Here is a 15,194-nt window from a genome sequence, read left to right on the forward strand (position 1 = left end):
TGCAGCATACGCCGATGGCGGAATCTGACAAGCAAAGCGTCACGCTGCGGCGTTCAGCCGTCGATGCGGGTCAGATCCGCCACGCTGCCGCAGGTCGCGCGGATGCGATGCAGCAGATTGAGCCGGTTGCGACGGATGATCTCATTGTCGGAATTGACCTGAACCGCCTCGAAGAAGGCGTCGATCGGAGCCCGAAGTGCGGCCATGGCGGCCATGGCTTTCGCGAAATCCTCGGCCTCCATCGCCGGGCCGATGGCCGCCTCGGCCGCGTCGAGCGCGTCGAACAGCGCGGCTTCGGCCGGGTCGTCGGCGAATTTCCGGTCGGCCCCGAACGAGTATTCGACCCCGTCCTTTTCCTCGGCCTGGGTCAGGATGTTGTTGGCGCGCTTGAAGCCCTGCACGAGGTTCTCGCCATCCTCGGTCGTCAGTACCGCGTTCAACGACTGCGCGCGATTCACCAGCAGCGTGAGGTCGTCGTTGCAGGGCATCGCAAGGCATGCGTCGATCACGTCGTGCCGAATGCCCTCCGCCCGCAGGTGCACCTTGAGACGATCGTGGAAGAAGGAGAGCAGGTCGGCGGACTTGGCTTGAGCTAGCCCAAAAAAATCGCCCTTATTTTTATTCAGCAGGGCTGCGAACAAAGCCGATTGAAACTCTGGACGTTCCTGATCGGTTGCTTCCATGATCATACGAGCTTGGAATATTGCAGTCACTGTCGTGTTCAAAGCCACTCTAAGCCCATTCTCCAGCACCAAACGGATCACCCCCAGCGCCGCACGGCGGAGCGCGAAGGGGTCCTTGGACCCGGTGGGTGTCTCGTCGATGGCCCAGAAGCCGGTCAGCGTGTCCAGCTTGTCGGCCAGCGCCACCGCGACCGACACCGGCGCGGTCGGGACCTCGTCGGACGGGCCAAGCGGCTTGTAATGCAGCGCACAGGCCTCGGCGACCTCGGCCGGCAGGCCCGCGGCCGCCGCGTAATAACGGCCCATCAGGCCCTGAAGCTCGGGGAATTCATAGACCATCTGCGAGGCCAGATCGAGCTTGGCGACCTTTGCGGCCTGCTCGGCCAGATCGGGATCGGCGCCCACCATCGGCGCGATCTCGCGGGCCAAGGCCGCGATCCGCGCGATCCGGTCGGCCTGGCTCCCAAGCGCGCTCTGGAAGGTCACATGGGTCAGCGCGTCGCGCCAGTCTTCCATGCCGGCCTTCGCCACGGCAAGGTCGTTGCCCCAGAAGAAGGCCGCGTCCGACAAGCGCGCGGATAGCACTTTTCCGTTGCCCTTGAGGATGGTTTCGCCGTTATCGGCGGTTTCCCGGTTCGCGACTGTCACAAATCGAACAATCCGCCCCGTCTTCGGATCCTTGACCGAGAAGAACTTCTGGTGCTCCTTCATCGAGGTCTGCAGCACCTCGGGCGGCAGGTCCAGGAAGGCCTCGCCGATGGCGCCCATCAGCACCACGGGCCATTCCACCAGCCCCGCGACCTCGGTCAGAAGGCCCTTGTCCTCGACCACCTCAAGACCTTGCGCAAAGGCCGCATTGGTGGCGTCATGCCAGATCTGTTCGGCGCGTTCGTCCTGGTCGAGCATCACCCTGGCGCGCTTGAGCCTGACCGCGTAATCCTCGAAGCCCGTTACCCGGAACGGCTCGGGCGCCATGAAGCGGTGGCCGCGGGTGGTGTCGCCCGCGCGGATGCCGTCGATGTCGAGCGGGACGACCTTCGCCCCGGCCTCGGTCGTCAGCAGGCAAAGGATCGACTGCAGCGGCCGAACCCAGCGCAGGCTGCCCGCGCCCCAGCGCATGGATTTGGGCCAGGGGAAGCTGCGGATCACGCCCTCCAGCACCTCGGCCACGATCTCGGCCGCGTCCCGGCCGGGCTTGTCGATCACCGCGATCCAGACCTGACCCTTCTTGTCGTCGCGGGCCTCAAGCTGCTCTTTCGTCAGCCCGGTCGAGCGCAGGAAGCCCTCAAGCGCCTTTTCCGGCGCATCGACGCGGGGGCCCTTGCGCTCTTCCTTCAGGTCGGGGCTGCGGGCCGAAAGCCCTTCGATGGCCAGCACCAGACGGCGCGGCGTCGACCAGGCGCGGGCATGGGCATAGCTCAGCCCCGCCTCGACCAGACCGTCGGTCACCCGCTGGCGCAGCGCCTCGCGTGCCCCGGCCTGCATGCGCGCCGGAATTTCCTCGGAGAAAAGTTCGATCAGAAGGTCGGGCATGGGGCGTCTCTAGTTCGCGGCCTCGGGCGCATTGCCCGTCCAGCCGCCGGCTTTCGTTTCGACGAAGGCGTCGGCGCAGCGCTTGGCCAGCGCGCGCACCCGCCCGATATAGGCCTGCCGCTCGGTGACCGAGATCACGCCGCGCGCGTCCAGCAGGTTGAAGAAATGGCTGGCCTTGATGCACTGGTCATAGGCTGGGTGCACCATGACGATCCGCCTGCCGCTGCGCGGGTCCTCGGCCGGCTGATCGAGGATGCGGGCGCATTCGGCCTCGGCCGCCTCGAAGAACTGCAGAAGCTTGTCGGTGTCGGCCACGTCGAAGTTCCAGCGGCTGTATTCTTCCTCGGTCTGCCGGAACACGTCGCCATATTTCAACGCGATCGGCGCATCGGGGTCGTTGAAGGGCATATCCATCACATGGTCGATGCCCAGCACATACATCGCCAGCCGCTCCAGCCCGTAGGTCAGTTCGCCCGAGACCGGATGGCAGTCATGGCCGCCGACCTGCTGGAAATAGGTGAACTGGCTGACTTCCATGCCGTCGCACCAGACCTCCCAGCCCAGCCCCCAGGCGCCGAGCGTCGGGCTTTCCCAGTCATCCTCGACGAAGCGGATGTCGTGATAGTCGAAATCGATGCCGATGGCGGCCAGCGAGCCCAGATACAGCTCCTGCAGGTCCGGCGGGCTGGGTTTGATCAGCACCTGATACTGGTAATAATGCTGCATCCGGTTGGGGTTCTCGCCATAGCGCCCGTCGGTCGGCCGCCGCGAGGGCTGGACATAGGCCGCCGCCCAGGGCCGCGTCCCGAGCGAGCGCAGCGTGGTCGCCGGATGGAAGGTGCCCGCGCCGACTTCCATGTCGTAAGGCTGCAGGATCGCGCAGCCCTTGGACGCCCAGTAGGTCTGGAGCCTGAGGATGATTTCCTGGAAACTGCGCGGTTTGCCGTCGCTCATGGCGCCCTAAATCCCCTGTGCCGGTGGATGACTGCGCCTCAATAGGCAAGCGATGCAACAGGGTCAATCAACCCGACACGAAAGGGGCTTGTTAGACGTGCATTAAACCCGGTTCCTGCTAGGGTCGCGACAGATTCGCCGCAGGGGCGATAGCAAAATACACGACAAGGTTTACAGGACTGATGAGAATTTTCGCAACGATCGCCTTCGTGCTGCTGGCGGCGCTGCCTGCCGCCGCGCAGGATCGCGCCTGGGTGCAGGTCGAGGCCCATCCGACGCTGCGCGAAGCCGAAGAGCGTGCCCGGGCCTATGCGGCCATCCTGCCCGATGTCGGGGCCTACCGTCTGAATTCGGGCTGGTACACCATTGCCGTAGGCCCCTTCCCCTCTGCCGAGGCCGAGGCCGAACTGGCGCGCTTCAAGGCTGGCGGGCTGGTGCCGGCCGATACCTTCATCGCCGACGGCGCCAATTACGAACGGCGCGTCTGGCCGGTCGGCGCAGAGGCCGGCACGCCATCGACCGACACCCCGGCGACCGAAGCGGCGGCCCCCGCCGCGGCCGAACCACAGCCGGTGGCGATGCCCGAGCTTCCCGACGAGACCCCGTTCGAGGCCCGCCAGTCCGAGGCGCGGCTCGACACCCAGGGCCGGATGGAGATCCAGACCGCGCTGAAATGGGAAGGTTTCTACACCTCGACCATCGACGCCGCCTTCGGCCCCGGCACGCGCAACGCCATGGCCAGTTGGCAGACCGCGCGGGGCTATGAGGCGACCGGCGTTCTGACCTCGCGCCAGCGGGCCGAACTGGTCGGCGGCTATCAGGCACAGATCGCGCGTCTGGGGATGACCCCGGTCGACGAGCCCGAGGCCGGCATTCGCCTCGAGATGCCGATGGGCCTGGTGCAGTTCGACCGCTACGAACCGCCCTTCGTGCATTACGCAAGCCGCGGCGGCAGCGGGGTGAAGGCGCTTCTGATCAGCGAGCGGGGCGATCAGTCGACGCTTTACGGGCTTTACGACATCATGCAGACGCTGGAGATCGTGCCGCTGGAAGGCGCGCGCGAACGCAACTCGCAGAACTTCACCCTGACCGGACGCAACGACCGGCTGGAATCCTACAGCTACGCGGTGCTGACCGGCGGGATGATCAAGGGCTTTTCGCTGATCTGGACCCCGTCCGAGGATTCGCGGCTGATGCAGCGCGCGGTCGCGATGATGAAGGACAGCCTCGAATCCGTGCCGAACGTCGCCCTCGATGAGACGCTGGGCGAAGCCACGCCAGAGCAGCGCGCCGACATGCTGTCGGGGCTCGACGTGCGCAAGCCCGATGCGACCCATTCGGGGTTCTTCGTCGATCCCGAAGGCACGGTCCTGACCACGACCAACGGGCTCGACGCCTGCCGCCGGATCACCATCGGCCCGGAACTGGAAATGCGGCTGGCGGCGACCGACCCGGCCCAGGGCCTGGCCCTGCTGACTCCGACGCGGACGCTGGCCCCCATCGGCTTTGCAGAATTCGCGCCAGGCGTGCCGCGGCTGCGGTCGGACGTCGCGGTTGCGGGCTTTTCCTATGGCGAGGTGCTGGACCTGCCGGTGCTGACCTTCGGCGTGCTGGCCGATCTCAGGGGCCTCGGCGGCGAAGAGACGGTCGACCGGCTGGAAATCGACGCGCTGCCCGGCGACACCGGCGGCCCGGTGCTTGATGCGTCCGGCGCGGTTCTGGGCGTGCTTCTGGCCCCGGCCGGGGGCGCGCGCCAGTTGCCCGACTCGGTGCGTTACGCGGCCGATGCGGCGGCGGTGGGCGCGTTCCTGTCGGCCAACGGAGTCGATCCGCGGGCCTCGGCCGCAACCGGCGCGCTGCCGCCCGCCGTTCTGTCGCGCCGCGCGGCCGACATGACCGTTCCGGTGTCCTGCTGGAACTGAACCATTGCCCGGGGCGCTGACATCCGTCGGTGCCCCGGCCCCGTCTGGCGCCCTTCCGGCCTGGCCGCTCAGGCCCGCCAGAACTGCACGGTGAAGATCGCGAAGACCACCAGCAGTTCCAGCCGCCCCACGAACATCGCCATCGACAGGATCCACTTGGCGATATCGTTCAGCCCCGCGAAATTGCCCGACGGCCCGATCTGATCGCCCAGCCCCGGCCCGATATTGCCCAGCGTCGTGGCGGCCCCCGACAGGGCCGTCGTTGCATCGAGCCCGGTGGCGCCCAGCAGGACCGACACGATGCCCAGCGCCACCACGAAATAGACGAAGAAGGACATGACCGAGGACAGAACGTCTTCGTCGACCCGCCGCCCGTCATAGCGCGGCTGGAAGATCCCGTGTGGCGCGTAGATCGACTTGATCTGCACCCGGATCGCCGAAAACAGCAACTGATAGCGGAAGATCTTGATCGAACAGGCGGTCGAGCCCGCACAGCCGCCGATCAGCCCGATGAAGAAGAACAGGATCACCGGCAGCGCCCCCCAAAGCTGGTAATCGGTGCTGGCGAACCCGGTGCCCGAGATGATCGAAGTGACGTTGAAGACGCCCTCGCGGAAGGCGTGTTCGTAATGGTCGCCATTGGCAAAGACCCGGAACGCGGCGATGATCAGCACGAAGGCCGCAATCACCGAGAGATAGGTCCAGATCTGGCTGTCGCGCAGGATCGGCCGCGCCTGCCCGGCCAGAAGCTGCACGTAGCGCACGAAGGGCAGGCTCGCCAGCACCATGAAGACCGAGGCCACGTATTCGGGCACCCCCTGATACAGCCCGAACGACGCGTCATGGGTCGAGAAGCCACCGGTCGACACCGTGGTCAGCGCATGGTTCAGCGCGTCGAAAAGCGGCATGCCCACGGCGGTGAAACACAGCATGCAGGCGATCGTCAGGAAGAGGTAGATCCCCGAGATCTGCGCCGCAATCTCGACCGCGCGCGGCAGCACCTTGCCGCCGGTCTCGAAGGCCTCGGACCGGAAGATCTGCATGCCGCCGACCTTGAGTTCGGGCAGGAAGACCATGGCAACCACGATAATCCCGATGCCCCCGAACCATTGCAGCATCGAGCGCCACATCAGCGTGCCCCGGGGCAGCGCGTCGAGCCCGGTGAAGACGGTGGCCCCGGTGGTGGTCAGCCCCGACATCGCCTCGAAGAAGGCATCGACCGGACGGGCCTCGGGCAGGCCCAGCACGAAGGGAAGGCCCGCGAAGACGGGCAGCGCCAGCCAGACCGCCGACGTCAGCAGAAAGGTCTGCCGGATCGACAGCCCGCCATCCGACCCGCTGGCGCAGGCCAGCGCCACCATCGCGCCGGTCAGCCCGGTCACCAGCGCCGATTCCAGAAAGGCGGACCAGTTGGGGTTGCCGTCCCAGAGATCGACCCCCATCGGGATCAGCATCGTGACACCGAGCACGGCCACGAGCAGACCGATCACATATCCGACAGGGCGCAGGTCCAGCATGAGCGCAGGCTTGGCGGCGCGGCCCCGGCCTGTCAAGCGCAGTCAGCGGGCGTGGATCAGGGTCGAGAACAGCTTGGGGTCGAGACTTTCGGCCGCAAAGGTTGGCCCCTCGGTGAGCACGCTGACCGCATCGTGGCTGTGCAGGCTTTCCTGATGGCTGGCGATCACCCGGAAATCGCCGATCCGCAGATCGGCCGACAGGGCTTCGGCAAAGAGCCGCGCCGCGTCCTCGACAAAGATCGGATTGGCGGCATTCAGCTCGGCAAAGGCCTGTTCGTCCTCGCGCTTGACCATCACCTGGGTCTCGGTCGGCACGGCGCTGCGGCACAGCTCGACCAGATCCTCGAACCAGAGGCAGTCGCCGCCGGGCTCGAGCGCCACCGAGATCCGTGCCACCGAGCGCTGGGAATGCGGCGTGGCCAGTTGCCCGCGTTCGCGCCGTGCATGTTCGGAAAGTTCAAGCGAGCAGGGGCAGGTCGAGCTGTAGACATAGTCCAGATGCATGATCTGACGGGTGTTTCCCGCCGTTTCGACCAGTTCGAGCCCGAAGTCGTAATATTGGAAACCGTCAAGCCCCGAGCGCAGCGAGCGCACAGACATCGGGAACGAGAAGCGCATCATGATGCGCGCGTCGAAGGCTTCGAGGTCGGTCTTGTAGCTGGCCAGCGCCGCCTCGATCACCTGAAAGCTGAAGGTTCGTTCGGCATGGGCATAGAAGCTCCGCATGATGCGGGACATGTTGATGCCCTTCTTCTCGGCCTCGAGGCTGACAGTGCCGGTGACCGCGGTTTCCAGCGTCAGATCGCCGTTGTCACGGGTATGGAACCGTATCGGCAGGCGGAAGTTGGAAATCCCGACATGCTGGATCGGACGCCGCGCGCCGCGGATCAGGCTCGCCGGACCGTTCTGCAGATCGGGCAGCGTCGCCTTGTAGGTGTCGTCGGCGACAAAAGCCTCGGGATAGGCGCGGCTCAGCGCCGGATAGTCCGAGACCGGCCGCCCGGGCAGAAGGCGGGCGAGCGCCGGATCGAGGGTCTCGATCTCGGCGTCAGAGGCCGATCCGGCCCAGTCGCGCAGCAGCGCAAGCGCGCGTTCGGCCTCGGCGCGGGTGGGCTCGCGGTCCAGGTCGCGGCTGAAAACGTTCATCGGGCTGTCCCCTTCTCGGCTTCGCCATGCCTTCAAGATGGGCGCGGAGGTCGGAAAGTCCATGACGATTTTCCAGATTTTGCAGGATCGCGCCCGCTGCCGGATATCCGGTTCAAAGCGTATCGAGCGCCGCGCGCAGATCGGCCAGCAGATCGGCCGGATCTTCCAGCCCGACGCTGAGCCGCAAGAGCCCCGGACCGATCCCCAGCACCGACCGCGTCTCTTCGGGCAGGTTCTGATGGGTCGTGGTCGCGGGATGGGTGATGATGCTCTTGGCATCGCCAAGATTGTTCGAGATGCGCCAGATATCGAGCGCGTTCAAGACCTTGAAAGCGGCCTCCTTGCCACCTGCGAGATCGAGCGCCAGCAGCGTCCCGCCCTCGGGGAAAAGCGTGTGCCCCGGATGGCTCGCGAGCCCCGGATAGATCACCCGGGCGAACCGAGGGTCGTCCTGCAGCGCTTCGGCGATCAGCCGCGCGCCCGCCGCCTGGGCGCGAACCCGAAGGTCGAGCGTTTCCAGACCCTTCAGCATGATCCAGGCGGTGAACGGGCTGATCGCGCCGCCCGAATGTTTCATGTAGGTCTGAACGGGCCCGCGGATCATCTCGCGCGGGCCAAGGATCGCGCCGCCCAGACAGCGCCCCTGCCCGTCGATATGCTTGGTCGCCGAATAGACCACCAGATCGGCGCCCTGCTCGAAGGCGCGCGAAAAGACCGGCGTCGCGAAGACGTTGTCGACGATCACCCTGGCTCCGGCCGCATGGGCAATTTCGGCCACCGCCGACAGGTCGACCACCTCGAGAACCGGGTTCGAGATCATCTCGAAGAAGACCGCCGCCGTGCCGGGCGTGACCGCGCGCCGCCAGGCCTCGAGATCGGTGCCGTCGACCAGCACCACCTCGACCCCGAAGCGGCCCAGCACCTCCTCGAGGATGTAAAGGCAGGACCCGAACAGCGCCCGGGCCGCCACCACCCGGTCGCCCGCCTTCAAAAGCGCCATCAACGCGCCGTTCACCGCCGCCATCCCCGAGGCGCAGGCAAAGGCATCCTCGGCGCCCTCGATCATCGCCAGCCGGTCCTCGAAGATCGCGACCGTCGGGTTGCCATAGCGGGCATAGATGAACTCGTCGCGCGCGGCTTTCTCGAACCGCGCCTCGGCGGCCTCGGCGCTGGGATAATCGAAGCCCTGGGTGAGGAAGATCGCCTCGGAAAGCTCTGCAAACTGGCTGCGGCGCGCGCCCTCGTGCACCGCCCGCGTGCGTTTCGTCCAGTCCCGGTCCATGGAGCGCGCCTCCTGCGCAAAACAAATCCCCGAATCGCCTCAGACGCCGGGGACAAGCTCCGACCTCTTTAGCGGAATGTTTAACGTGGCCCGCAATCCGGTGAACAAATCGCCACGTGAGGCATTGGGTAAGCGCTGCATGTCGGCACGTCAAGCATCGTCATGCACATGTAACAGCGGCTTCACGGGCTTGTTTCAAAGCTTTTCTATCGAACGGCCGCAAGAGATTTTCGGAGCGGTCGGGATGCCCCTCGTCCAGGTCAACGCCGCCGGAGAACGGCCCGAGCCCCAAGGCGGCGCGGCCGGACTCGGTCTGCTGCTCGACCGGGCGCTGGCCGGGCTGCCGCCCCGCGCGCCCGTTGCGGTGCTGATCCATGGGCTCAAATTCAGTCCGAGCGTCCCGGAGCTGAGCCCGCACCGGCACATCCTGGCCCTCGACCCCGACGAGCGCTGCTGGAAGGCGGTCTCCTGGCCGCGCGCGCTTGGCTTCACCGGTCAGAGCCGGTCCGAGGGCCTGTGCATCGCCTTCGGCTGGGAATCGGGCAGCAATGTCTGGCGCGCCTATGACGAGGCAGCGCGGGCGGGCGTGGCGCTGGCCCGGCTGATCGAGGCGATCCGGCTGCGCGCCCCCGACCGCCGGGTCGATCTTCTGGGCCATTCGCTGGGCGCGCGGGTGGCTTTGGCGGCCATGGCGGCGCTCGGTACAGAGGCGGTCGGCCATGCGGTGCTGATGGCGCCCGCCGAATTCGCCTCGCAGGCGCAGACCGCGCTGCGCTCGACGGCCGGGCGGCAGGCGCGGGTGCTGAACGTCACCAGCGGCGAGAACGACCTTTACGACTGGCTGCTCGAACGGTTCGTGGCGCGGCGCGGCGACGGCCCGACCCTGGGTCGGGGGCTGGGGACCGCGCAGGTCAACTGGGCGGATCTGCGGATCGACGATGCCCCGACGCTGGCGACCCTGGCGGGCCTCGGCCACAGGGTGGCACCGCCCGACCGGCGGATCTGCCACTGGAGCCCCTATGTGCGGCCCGGGATGCTGGCACTTTACGCCGCCCTGATCCGGGGCGACCTGCCCTACGAGCTGCTGCGAACCCGCTTGCCCGAAGCCCCCGCGGCCCGCTGGTCACGCCTTCTTGCGCTGCCTCGGGTCGAGTTGCCCTTGCCCTTCGCCGGGAACGCCCCATCCTGAGCGCAAAGCGGACCAGGAGACCCCCCAGGAGACCCCTATGACATCCGAGATCGAGCTTTACTACTGGCCCACCCCGAACGGCTGGAAGATCTCCATCGCGCTTGAGGAAATGGCGCTGCCCTATACCTTGCATCTCGTCGATATCGGCGCGGGCGACCAGTTCAAGCCCGACTTCCTGAAGATCGCGCCGAACAACCGGATGCCAGCGATCATCGACCCGGACGGACCCGATGGCGCGCCGGTCTCGATCTTCGAATCGGGCGCGATCCTGCAATATCTGGCGCGCAAGACCGGGCAGTTCTGCGGCCGGACCGAACGCGAGCGCATCGCGGTCGACCAGTGGCTGATGTGGCAGATGGGCGGGCTGGGGCCGATGGCGGGTCAGGCCCACCATTTCCTGAAATACGCGCCGAGCCTCGAGCCGCCGCAGGACCTGCCCTATGCCAAGGACCGCTACCGCAGCGAAGTGGCCCGGCTTTACGGCGTGCTCGACCGGCAGCTGGCAATCGCAGATTTCGTGGCCGGCGATTTCTTCTCGATCGCCGACATGGCGATCTGGCCCTGGGCCTCGAACTGGGAAGGCCAGCAGCAGACGCTGGACGACAAACCCAACATGGCGCGCTGGCTGGACCGCGTGGCCGCCCGGCCCGGGGTGCAGCGCGGCCGCGCGCTTGCCGCCGAGAAGCGGTCGGATCTCAGCACCGACCGCAAGGCCCAGGCGATGCTGTTCCGCAGAGGCTAGGCGGACCGGACTGACCGGAGCTGACGCCGGGACTGGACGAAAAATCTTCGCAGAAGATTTTTGGCCCCGGCTCAACCGTCGCGCTTGCCGTCCTCGAGACCATAGCGTTTGAAAAGCCGCCCCTGCGCCATGAAGAACGCAAAGATCGCGACGGTCAGTCCGAAGGTCTTGAAATTGACCCACATATCGGTCGACATCGTCCGCCAGATGACCTCGTTCAGCACCGCGAGCCCGACGAAGAACAGCATCAGCCGGCGGGTCAGGATCATCCAGCCCGCGCGTTCCAGCGGCACCGCTTCGTCCAGCACATATTGCAGATAGGACTTCCCGCGAAGAAGCCCCACCCCCAGCACCGCGGCAAAGAGCGTGTAGATCGCGGTCGGCTTCATCTTGAAGAACCGCTCGTCGTTCAGCCAGACCGTCAGCCCGCCGAACACCACGACCAGGACCGCCGTTGCGATCTGCATCTTCGAGACATGCCGCGTCAGGACCCAGAGGATCGCCGTCGTGATCAAGAGAAGCGGAATGAACCCCGCCGTCGCCAGCACGAAGCCCTCGTATTCGGTGCCCGCGATGGTGAAGGTCCGGTCGCGCAGCCGCAGGTAGGCGACGAAGAAGGCCACGATCGGCCCCAGTTCCAGCGCCAGTTTCAGCCCTGCATTGATCTTGCGCTTTTCGGCCATCGGCCTCAGCCTCCCATCTCGACAATCACCGCCCCGGCCGCGATCAGCGTCATCAGCGCCAGCCGCCGCGGCCCCACCTTCTCGCCCAGGACCAGCCAGCCGATCAAGGCCGCAAACACGGTCGAGGTCTCGCGCAGCACGGCCGCCTCGCCCACCTTGTCGAGCCGGGTGGCCATCATCACCGCGCCGAAGCTCATGAAGGCCACAAGCCCGCCCGCCAGGCCCCGCAGCATCAGCGGTCCCGCCGCCGGCGGGTCGGGCATCTGCCGCCAGCGCATCAGCGCCAGCCAGGGCATCACCGTCAGACCGTCGATGAAGAAGAACCACGCGAGGAAGGTGAAGGGATCTGCCGTCGCCCGGATGCCGTAGGCGTCGAAGGTCGTGTAGGCCGCGACGAACCCGCCGGTCAGAACCGCCAGCGCCAGCGCAGGCTTCAGGGTCTCGCGATTCGTGGTCCAGTGCCGCAGGTTATAGATGGCCAGACCGTAGATCCCGGCCAGCAAGACCCCCACACCCAGCCATTGCATCGGCTGGAAGACCTCGCCGAACAGCGCCCAGGCGCCGATTACCGTGAACAGCGGCCCGGTGCCGCGCACCACCGGATAGACGACCGTATAGGCGCCCTTGGTATAGGTGTAGCCTTGGGCGATCTTGTAGGCCAGATGGATCGCAAAGGCGCCCGCGAAGATCGGCCACATATGGGGCTCGGGCCAGGGCACCACGAAAAGCGCCACCGGCGCGGCCATCGCCCCGTAGGAGAAGTCGATCGCGCCCCGCGACAGCCAGGGGTCGTGCCGCCCCTTCTGCAATGCCCCGAAAACCGCATGCAGCACCGCCGCCGACAGCGCCAGCACCAACGCCAGATCGTGCCCGGCCTCGGTTCCCTCGATGGCGGAAATCCAGTCGGTCATCGCCGCCAGCGCCTCCGCCGATCATCGCCGCGCCCGCGGTCGCGCCGGGGATCAGCCATCGAGACCCGCCAACGCGTTGGCGAAGTCCTCCGGCTCGAACGGCGCCAGATCGTCGATCTGCTCGCCCACGCCGATGGCATGGATCGGCAGGCCGAACTTGTCGGCCAACGCCACCAGAACGCCGCCCTTGGCGGTGCCGTCAAGCTTGGTCATCACCAATCCCGAGACATCGGCAAGCTTCTGGAAGATCTCGACCTGGCTCAGCGCGTTCTGCCCCGTGGTCGCATCCAGCACCAGCAGCGTGTTATGCGGCGCGGTCTCGTCGCGCTTGCGGATCACCCGCACGATCTTGGCCAGTTCCTGCATCAGGTCCTGCCGGTTCTGCAGCCGCCCGGCGGTGTCGATCATCAGAAGGTCTGTGCCCTCGGCCTCGGCCCGGGCCATGGCGTCGAAGGCGAGGCTGGCCGGGTCGGCGCCCTGCGGCGCGGTCATCACCGGCACCCCCGCGCGCTGGCCCCAGACCTGAAGCTGTTCGACCGCCGCCGCGCGGAAAGTGTCGCCCGCGGCCACGATCACCGACTTGCCCGCGTCGCGGAACTGGCTGGCGAGCTTGCCGATGGTGGTGGTCTTGCCCGACCCGTTGACGCCGACCACCAGCACCACCTGCGGCTTCTTGGGATAAAGCGGCATCGGCCGCGCGACCGGCTCCATGATGCGGGTGATTTCCCGGGCCAGCAATTCCTTGATCTCGTCGACGGACAGCCGCTTGCCGAACCGGCCCTCGGCCATGTTGGCGGTCACCCGCAGCGCGGTATCGACCCCCATATCGGCCGAGATCAGAAGCTCTTCGAGGCTTTCCAGCATCGCATCGTCAAGCTCGCGGCGGATCACCGTCTTCTTCTGCTCGGTCCGCGAGAACATGCGCCCGAAGAAGCCCCGGCGCGGGCCGCCGGCCTCGTCCTCCGGCGCGTCGTCGGTCTCGTGCCGCGCGTCGTCCGGCATCGCGTCGCGCGCGGCAAGGGGCGCCGCCCCCAGCTGGCCCGGCACCTCCGGCGGGCTGTCCGACGGGATCTCCTCCGGCGCGGCGGGCGGAACCTCCTCGGGCCAGCCGGGCAGTTCCTGCGGCGGCTCCGGCGGGATCTCGGACGGCCCCGGCGGGATGTTCAGAGGCTCGGGCTGCGGCTCCGGCCGGGACGGCGGGGTCGGTTCCGGCTCGCGCTCCGGTTCGGGCTCCGGCAGAGGGTCGGGCGCCGGAACCGGCTCTGGCTCGGGTTCCGGCGCGGGTTGGGGCTCGGGTTCGGGGTCCGTCTCACGTTCCGGCGCGGGGGTCTCGGGCGGCAGGTCGGGGGACGGTGCGGGATCGGCCATCGTGAAGGCAGGCGCCTCGGCCGCACTGTCGATCCGGGCATCTTGCAGGGAGTCGGGTTCAGGCTCCGAAGGCATGCCAAAGGCAACCTCCGCAGTCTCGTCGGGTTCGGGCGCGCGGGCCATGGGCTCGTCCCTGCCCGGTTCCCGAGCCTCGGGCTCCGGCGCGCCCTTCTCGTCGGCCGCGTCACTCGAGGGCTCCGGGATCTCCGGCGCGGACGCGGCGGGGTCGGACGCGCGCCCGGCCTCCGGCACGGTCTCCGGCACGGTCTCCGGCGACGTCGCGGGCCGGGACAGGGCCTCGGCCGCGCCGAGGACCAGCGGGGCCGGGCGAACCGGCTCCTCTGCGGGTTCGGGCGCCTCGGGCTCGGCGGCCCATTCAGGTCTGGCCTGCCCGGCCTCCGGAGCTGGGGACAGCGGGTCCGTCGGATCGCCCGCAAGATCGACCGGTGCAGCCGCGCCGGACGTGGACGGGTCGAACGACGAAAGGTCGGACGGAGACGTCTCGGACGCGGAAGCATCCAGCTCTTCCTCGCGGCCGCCGTCGCGCACGATGTCTTCAAGCCCCTGCTCGATCTTCGAGGACGACTTGCCGAGCCGCTGCCTGAGCTTGCTGAAAAACGCCATGTCCCCTCCTGCCTGCCCCGTCCGGGGTCCAGATCTGACCTAAGCGGAAACGCCCCGATATGGAAGGGGGCGCGCCGGGTCCTATCTTTGACGCAGGGGCGCGCGGATGCCATGGCACCCGCAGACGCACCCGCGCCCCGGAGCGGGCAGGCTGGCGAAGGCCGGTGCGCTCTGGCAGACTGATACGGCCGACATCCCGGAGGACCCCGATGCGCCTTGCGCCTACCGCCCTGATCCTGGCAGCCACCCTGGCGGTTCCGGCCGCCGGGGCCCCGGCCGCGGACGCCGCCGAACCGATGTCGGCTACCGCCTTCGACCGCTATGCCACCGGCAAGACCCTGTTCTATGCCTCGGACGGCCATGCCTACGGGGCGGAACAATATCTCAGCGGGCGGCGGGTGATCTGGACCTTCCTCGATGGCGAGTGCTCGGAAGGGGTCTGGTACGAGTCCAACGGGCAGATCTGCTTTCGCTACGAGCACGACCCCGAAGACCCGCAATGCTGGAGCTTCTTCGAATCCGGCGGCGGGCTGATGGCGCGGTTCGAGAACGATCCCGCCCAGACCGAACTGGTCGAGGTCAACCAGAGCCGCGAGCCGCTGATGTGCACCGGCCCGGACGTCGGCGCCTGAGCGCCCGG

At 67.4% G+C, this 15,194-nt stretch carries 12 protein-coding genes and 1 riboswitch; of the genes, 4 read left to right on the forward strand and 8 right to left on the reverse strand.

Annotation, left to right across the window (positions count from 1 at the left end; translation table 11 throughout):
* Positions 1–53 precede the first annotated feature (53 nt).
* Both glyS and DSD19_RS19930 read right to left on the reverse strand, forming a co-directional pair.
* Entirely contained in the window at positions 54–2,216 is a 2,163-nt protein-coding gene (glyS, locus tag DSD19_RS19925; protein ID WP_113670847.1) for a glycine--tRNA ligase subunit beta, read from the reverse strand.
* Positions 2,217–2,225: 9 nt separating this feature from the next.
* The gene (locus DSD19_RS19930) at positions 2,226–3,170 is read right to left on the reverse strand and encodes a glycine--tRNA ligase subunit alpha (RefSeq protein ID WP_113670848.1); all 945 of its coding nucleotides are present in this window, start codon (positions 3,168–3,170) and stop codon (positions 2,226–2,228) included.
* A gap of 182 nt (positions 3,171–3,352) precedes the next feature.
* On the opposite strand from DSD19_RS19930, the gene DSD19_RS19935 reads away from it, so the two are divergent.
* Positions 3,353–5,092 (forward strand): serine protease, encoded by a 1,740-nt coding sequence (locus DSD19_RS19935; RefSeq protein WP_113670849.1) that lies wholly within the window; start codon positions 3,353–3,355, stop codon positions 5,090–5,092.
* A 68-nt stretch (positions 5,093–5,160) separates the two neighbouring features.
* Here the strand turns inward: DSD19_RS19935 and DSD19_RS19940 are convergent, their stop codons facing one another.
* From DSD19_RS19940 to metZ, 3 genes are all read right to left on the reverse strand, one after another.
* On the reverse strand, positions 5,161–6,609 hold the full coding sequence (locus DSD19_RS19940) for a TrkH family potassium uptake protein (protein WP_081382059.1): 1,449 nt from the start codon (positions 6,607–6,609) through the stop codon (positions 5,161–5,163).
* Between the two features lie 42 nt (positions 6,610–6,651).
* On the reverse strand, positions 6,652–7,755 hold the full coding sequence (gene folE2, locus DSD19_RS19945; RefSeq protein ID WP_113670850.1) for a GTP cyclohydrolase FolE2: 1,104 nt from the start codon (positions 7,753–7,755) through the stop codon (positions 6,652–6,654).
* Positions 7,756–7,867: 112 nt separating this feature from the next.
* Positions 7,868–9,037 carry an O-succinylhomoserine sulfhydrylase gene (metZ, locus tag DSD19_RS19950; RefSeq protein ID WP_113670851.1) on the reverse strand — a complete coding sequence of 390 codons (1,170 nt, stop codon included), beginning with the start codon at positions 9,035–9,037 and terminating at the stop codon, positions 7,868–7,870.
* Between the two features lie 47 nt (positions 9,038–9,084).
* Positions 9,085–9,163, reverse strand: a riboswitch (SAM riboswitch).
* Between the two features lie 118 nt (positions 9,164–9,281).
* Between metZ and DSD19_RS19955 the strand changes: the two genes are divergently transcribed.
* Together DSD19_RS19955 and DSD19_RS19960 are read left to right on the forward strand one after the other, a co-directional pair.
* Positions 9,282–10,226: an alpha/beta hydrolase gene (locus tag DSD19_RS19955; protein ID WP_075784926.1), complete on the forward strand. Its 945-nt coding sequence runs from the start codon at positions 9,282–9,284 to the stop codon at positions 10,224–10,226.
* Positions 10,227–10,263: 37 nt separating this feature from the next.
* Positions 10,264–10,968 carry a glutathione S-transferase N-terminal domain-containing protein gene (locus tag DSD19_RS19960; RefSeq protein ID WP_113670852.1) on the forward strand — a complete coding sequence of 235 codons (705 nt, stop codon included), beginning with the start codon at positions 10,264–10,266 and terminating at the stop codon, positions 10,966–10,968.
* A 71-nt stretch (positions 10,969–11,039) separates the two neighbouring features.
* Here DSD19_RS19960 and DSD19_RS19965 read toward each other — a convergent pair whose 3' ends face one another.
* Genes DSD19_RS19965 through ftsY form a run of 3 tightly spaced genes read right to left on the reverse strand, consistent with a single transcriptional unit; the run spans position 11,040 to position 14,005 of the window.
* Complete coding sequence (locus DSD19_RS19965) at positions 11,040–11,651, reverse strand: inner membrane-spanning protein YciB (protein ID WP_075784924.1); 612 nt, start codon at positions 11,649–11,651, stop codon at positions 11,040–11,042.
* Between the two features lie 5 nt (positions 11,652–11,656).
* Complete coding sequence (locus DSD19_RS19970) at positions 11,657–12,562, reverse strand: EamA family transporter (RefSeq protein ID WP_113670853.1); 906 nt, start codon at positions 12,560–12,562, stop codon at positions 11,657–11,659.
* 51 nt (positions 12,563–12,613) lie between these two features.
* Positions 12,614–14,005: a signal recognition particle-docking protein FtsY gene (ftsY, locus tag DSD19_RS19975; protein WP_207802497.1), complete on the reverse strand. Its 1,392-nt coding sequence runs from the start codon at positions 14,003–14,005 to the stop codon at positions 12,614–12,616.
* A 758-nt stretch (positions 14,006–14,763) separates the two neighbouring features.
* Here ftsY and DSD19_RS19980 point away from each other — a divergent pair.
* Positions 14,764–15,186: a hypothetical protein gene (locus DSD19_RS19980; protein WP_075784922.1), complete on the forward strand. Its 423-nt coding sequence runs from the start codon at positions 14,764–14,766 to the stop codon at positions 15,184–15,186.
* The last annotated feature ends 8 nt before the right edge of the window (positions 15,187–15,194 follow it).

The organism is Rhodovulum sp. BSW8 (genome assembly GCF_003314725.1).
GTDB classification, from domain to species: domain Bacteria; phylum Pseudomonadota; class Alphaproteobacteria; order Rhodobacterales; family Rhodobacteraceae; genus Rhodovulum; species Rhodovulum visakhapatnamense.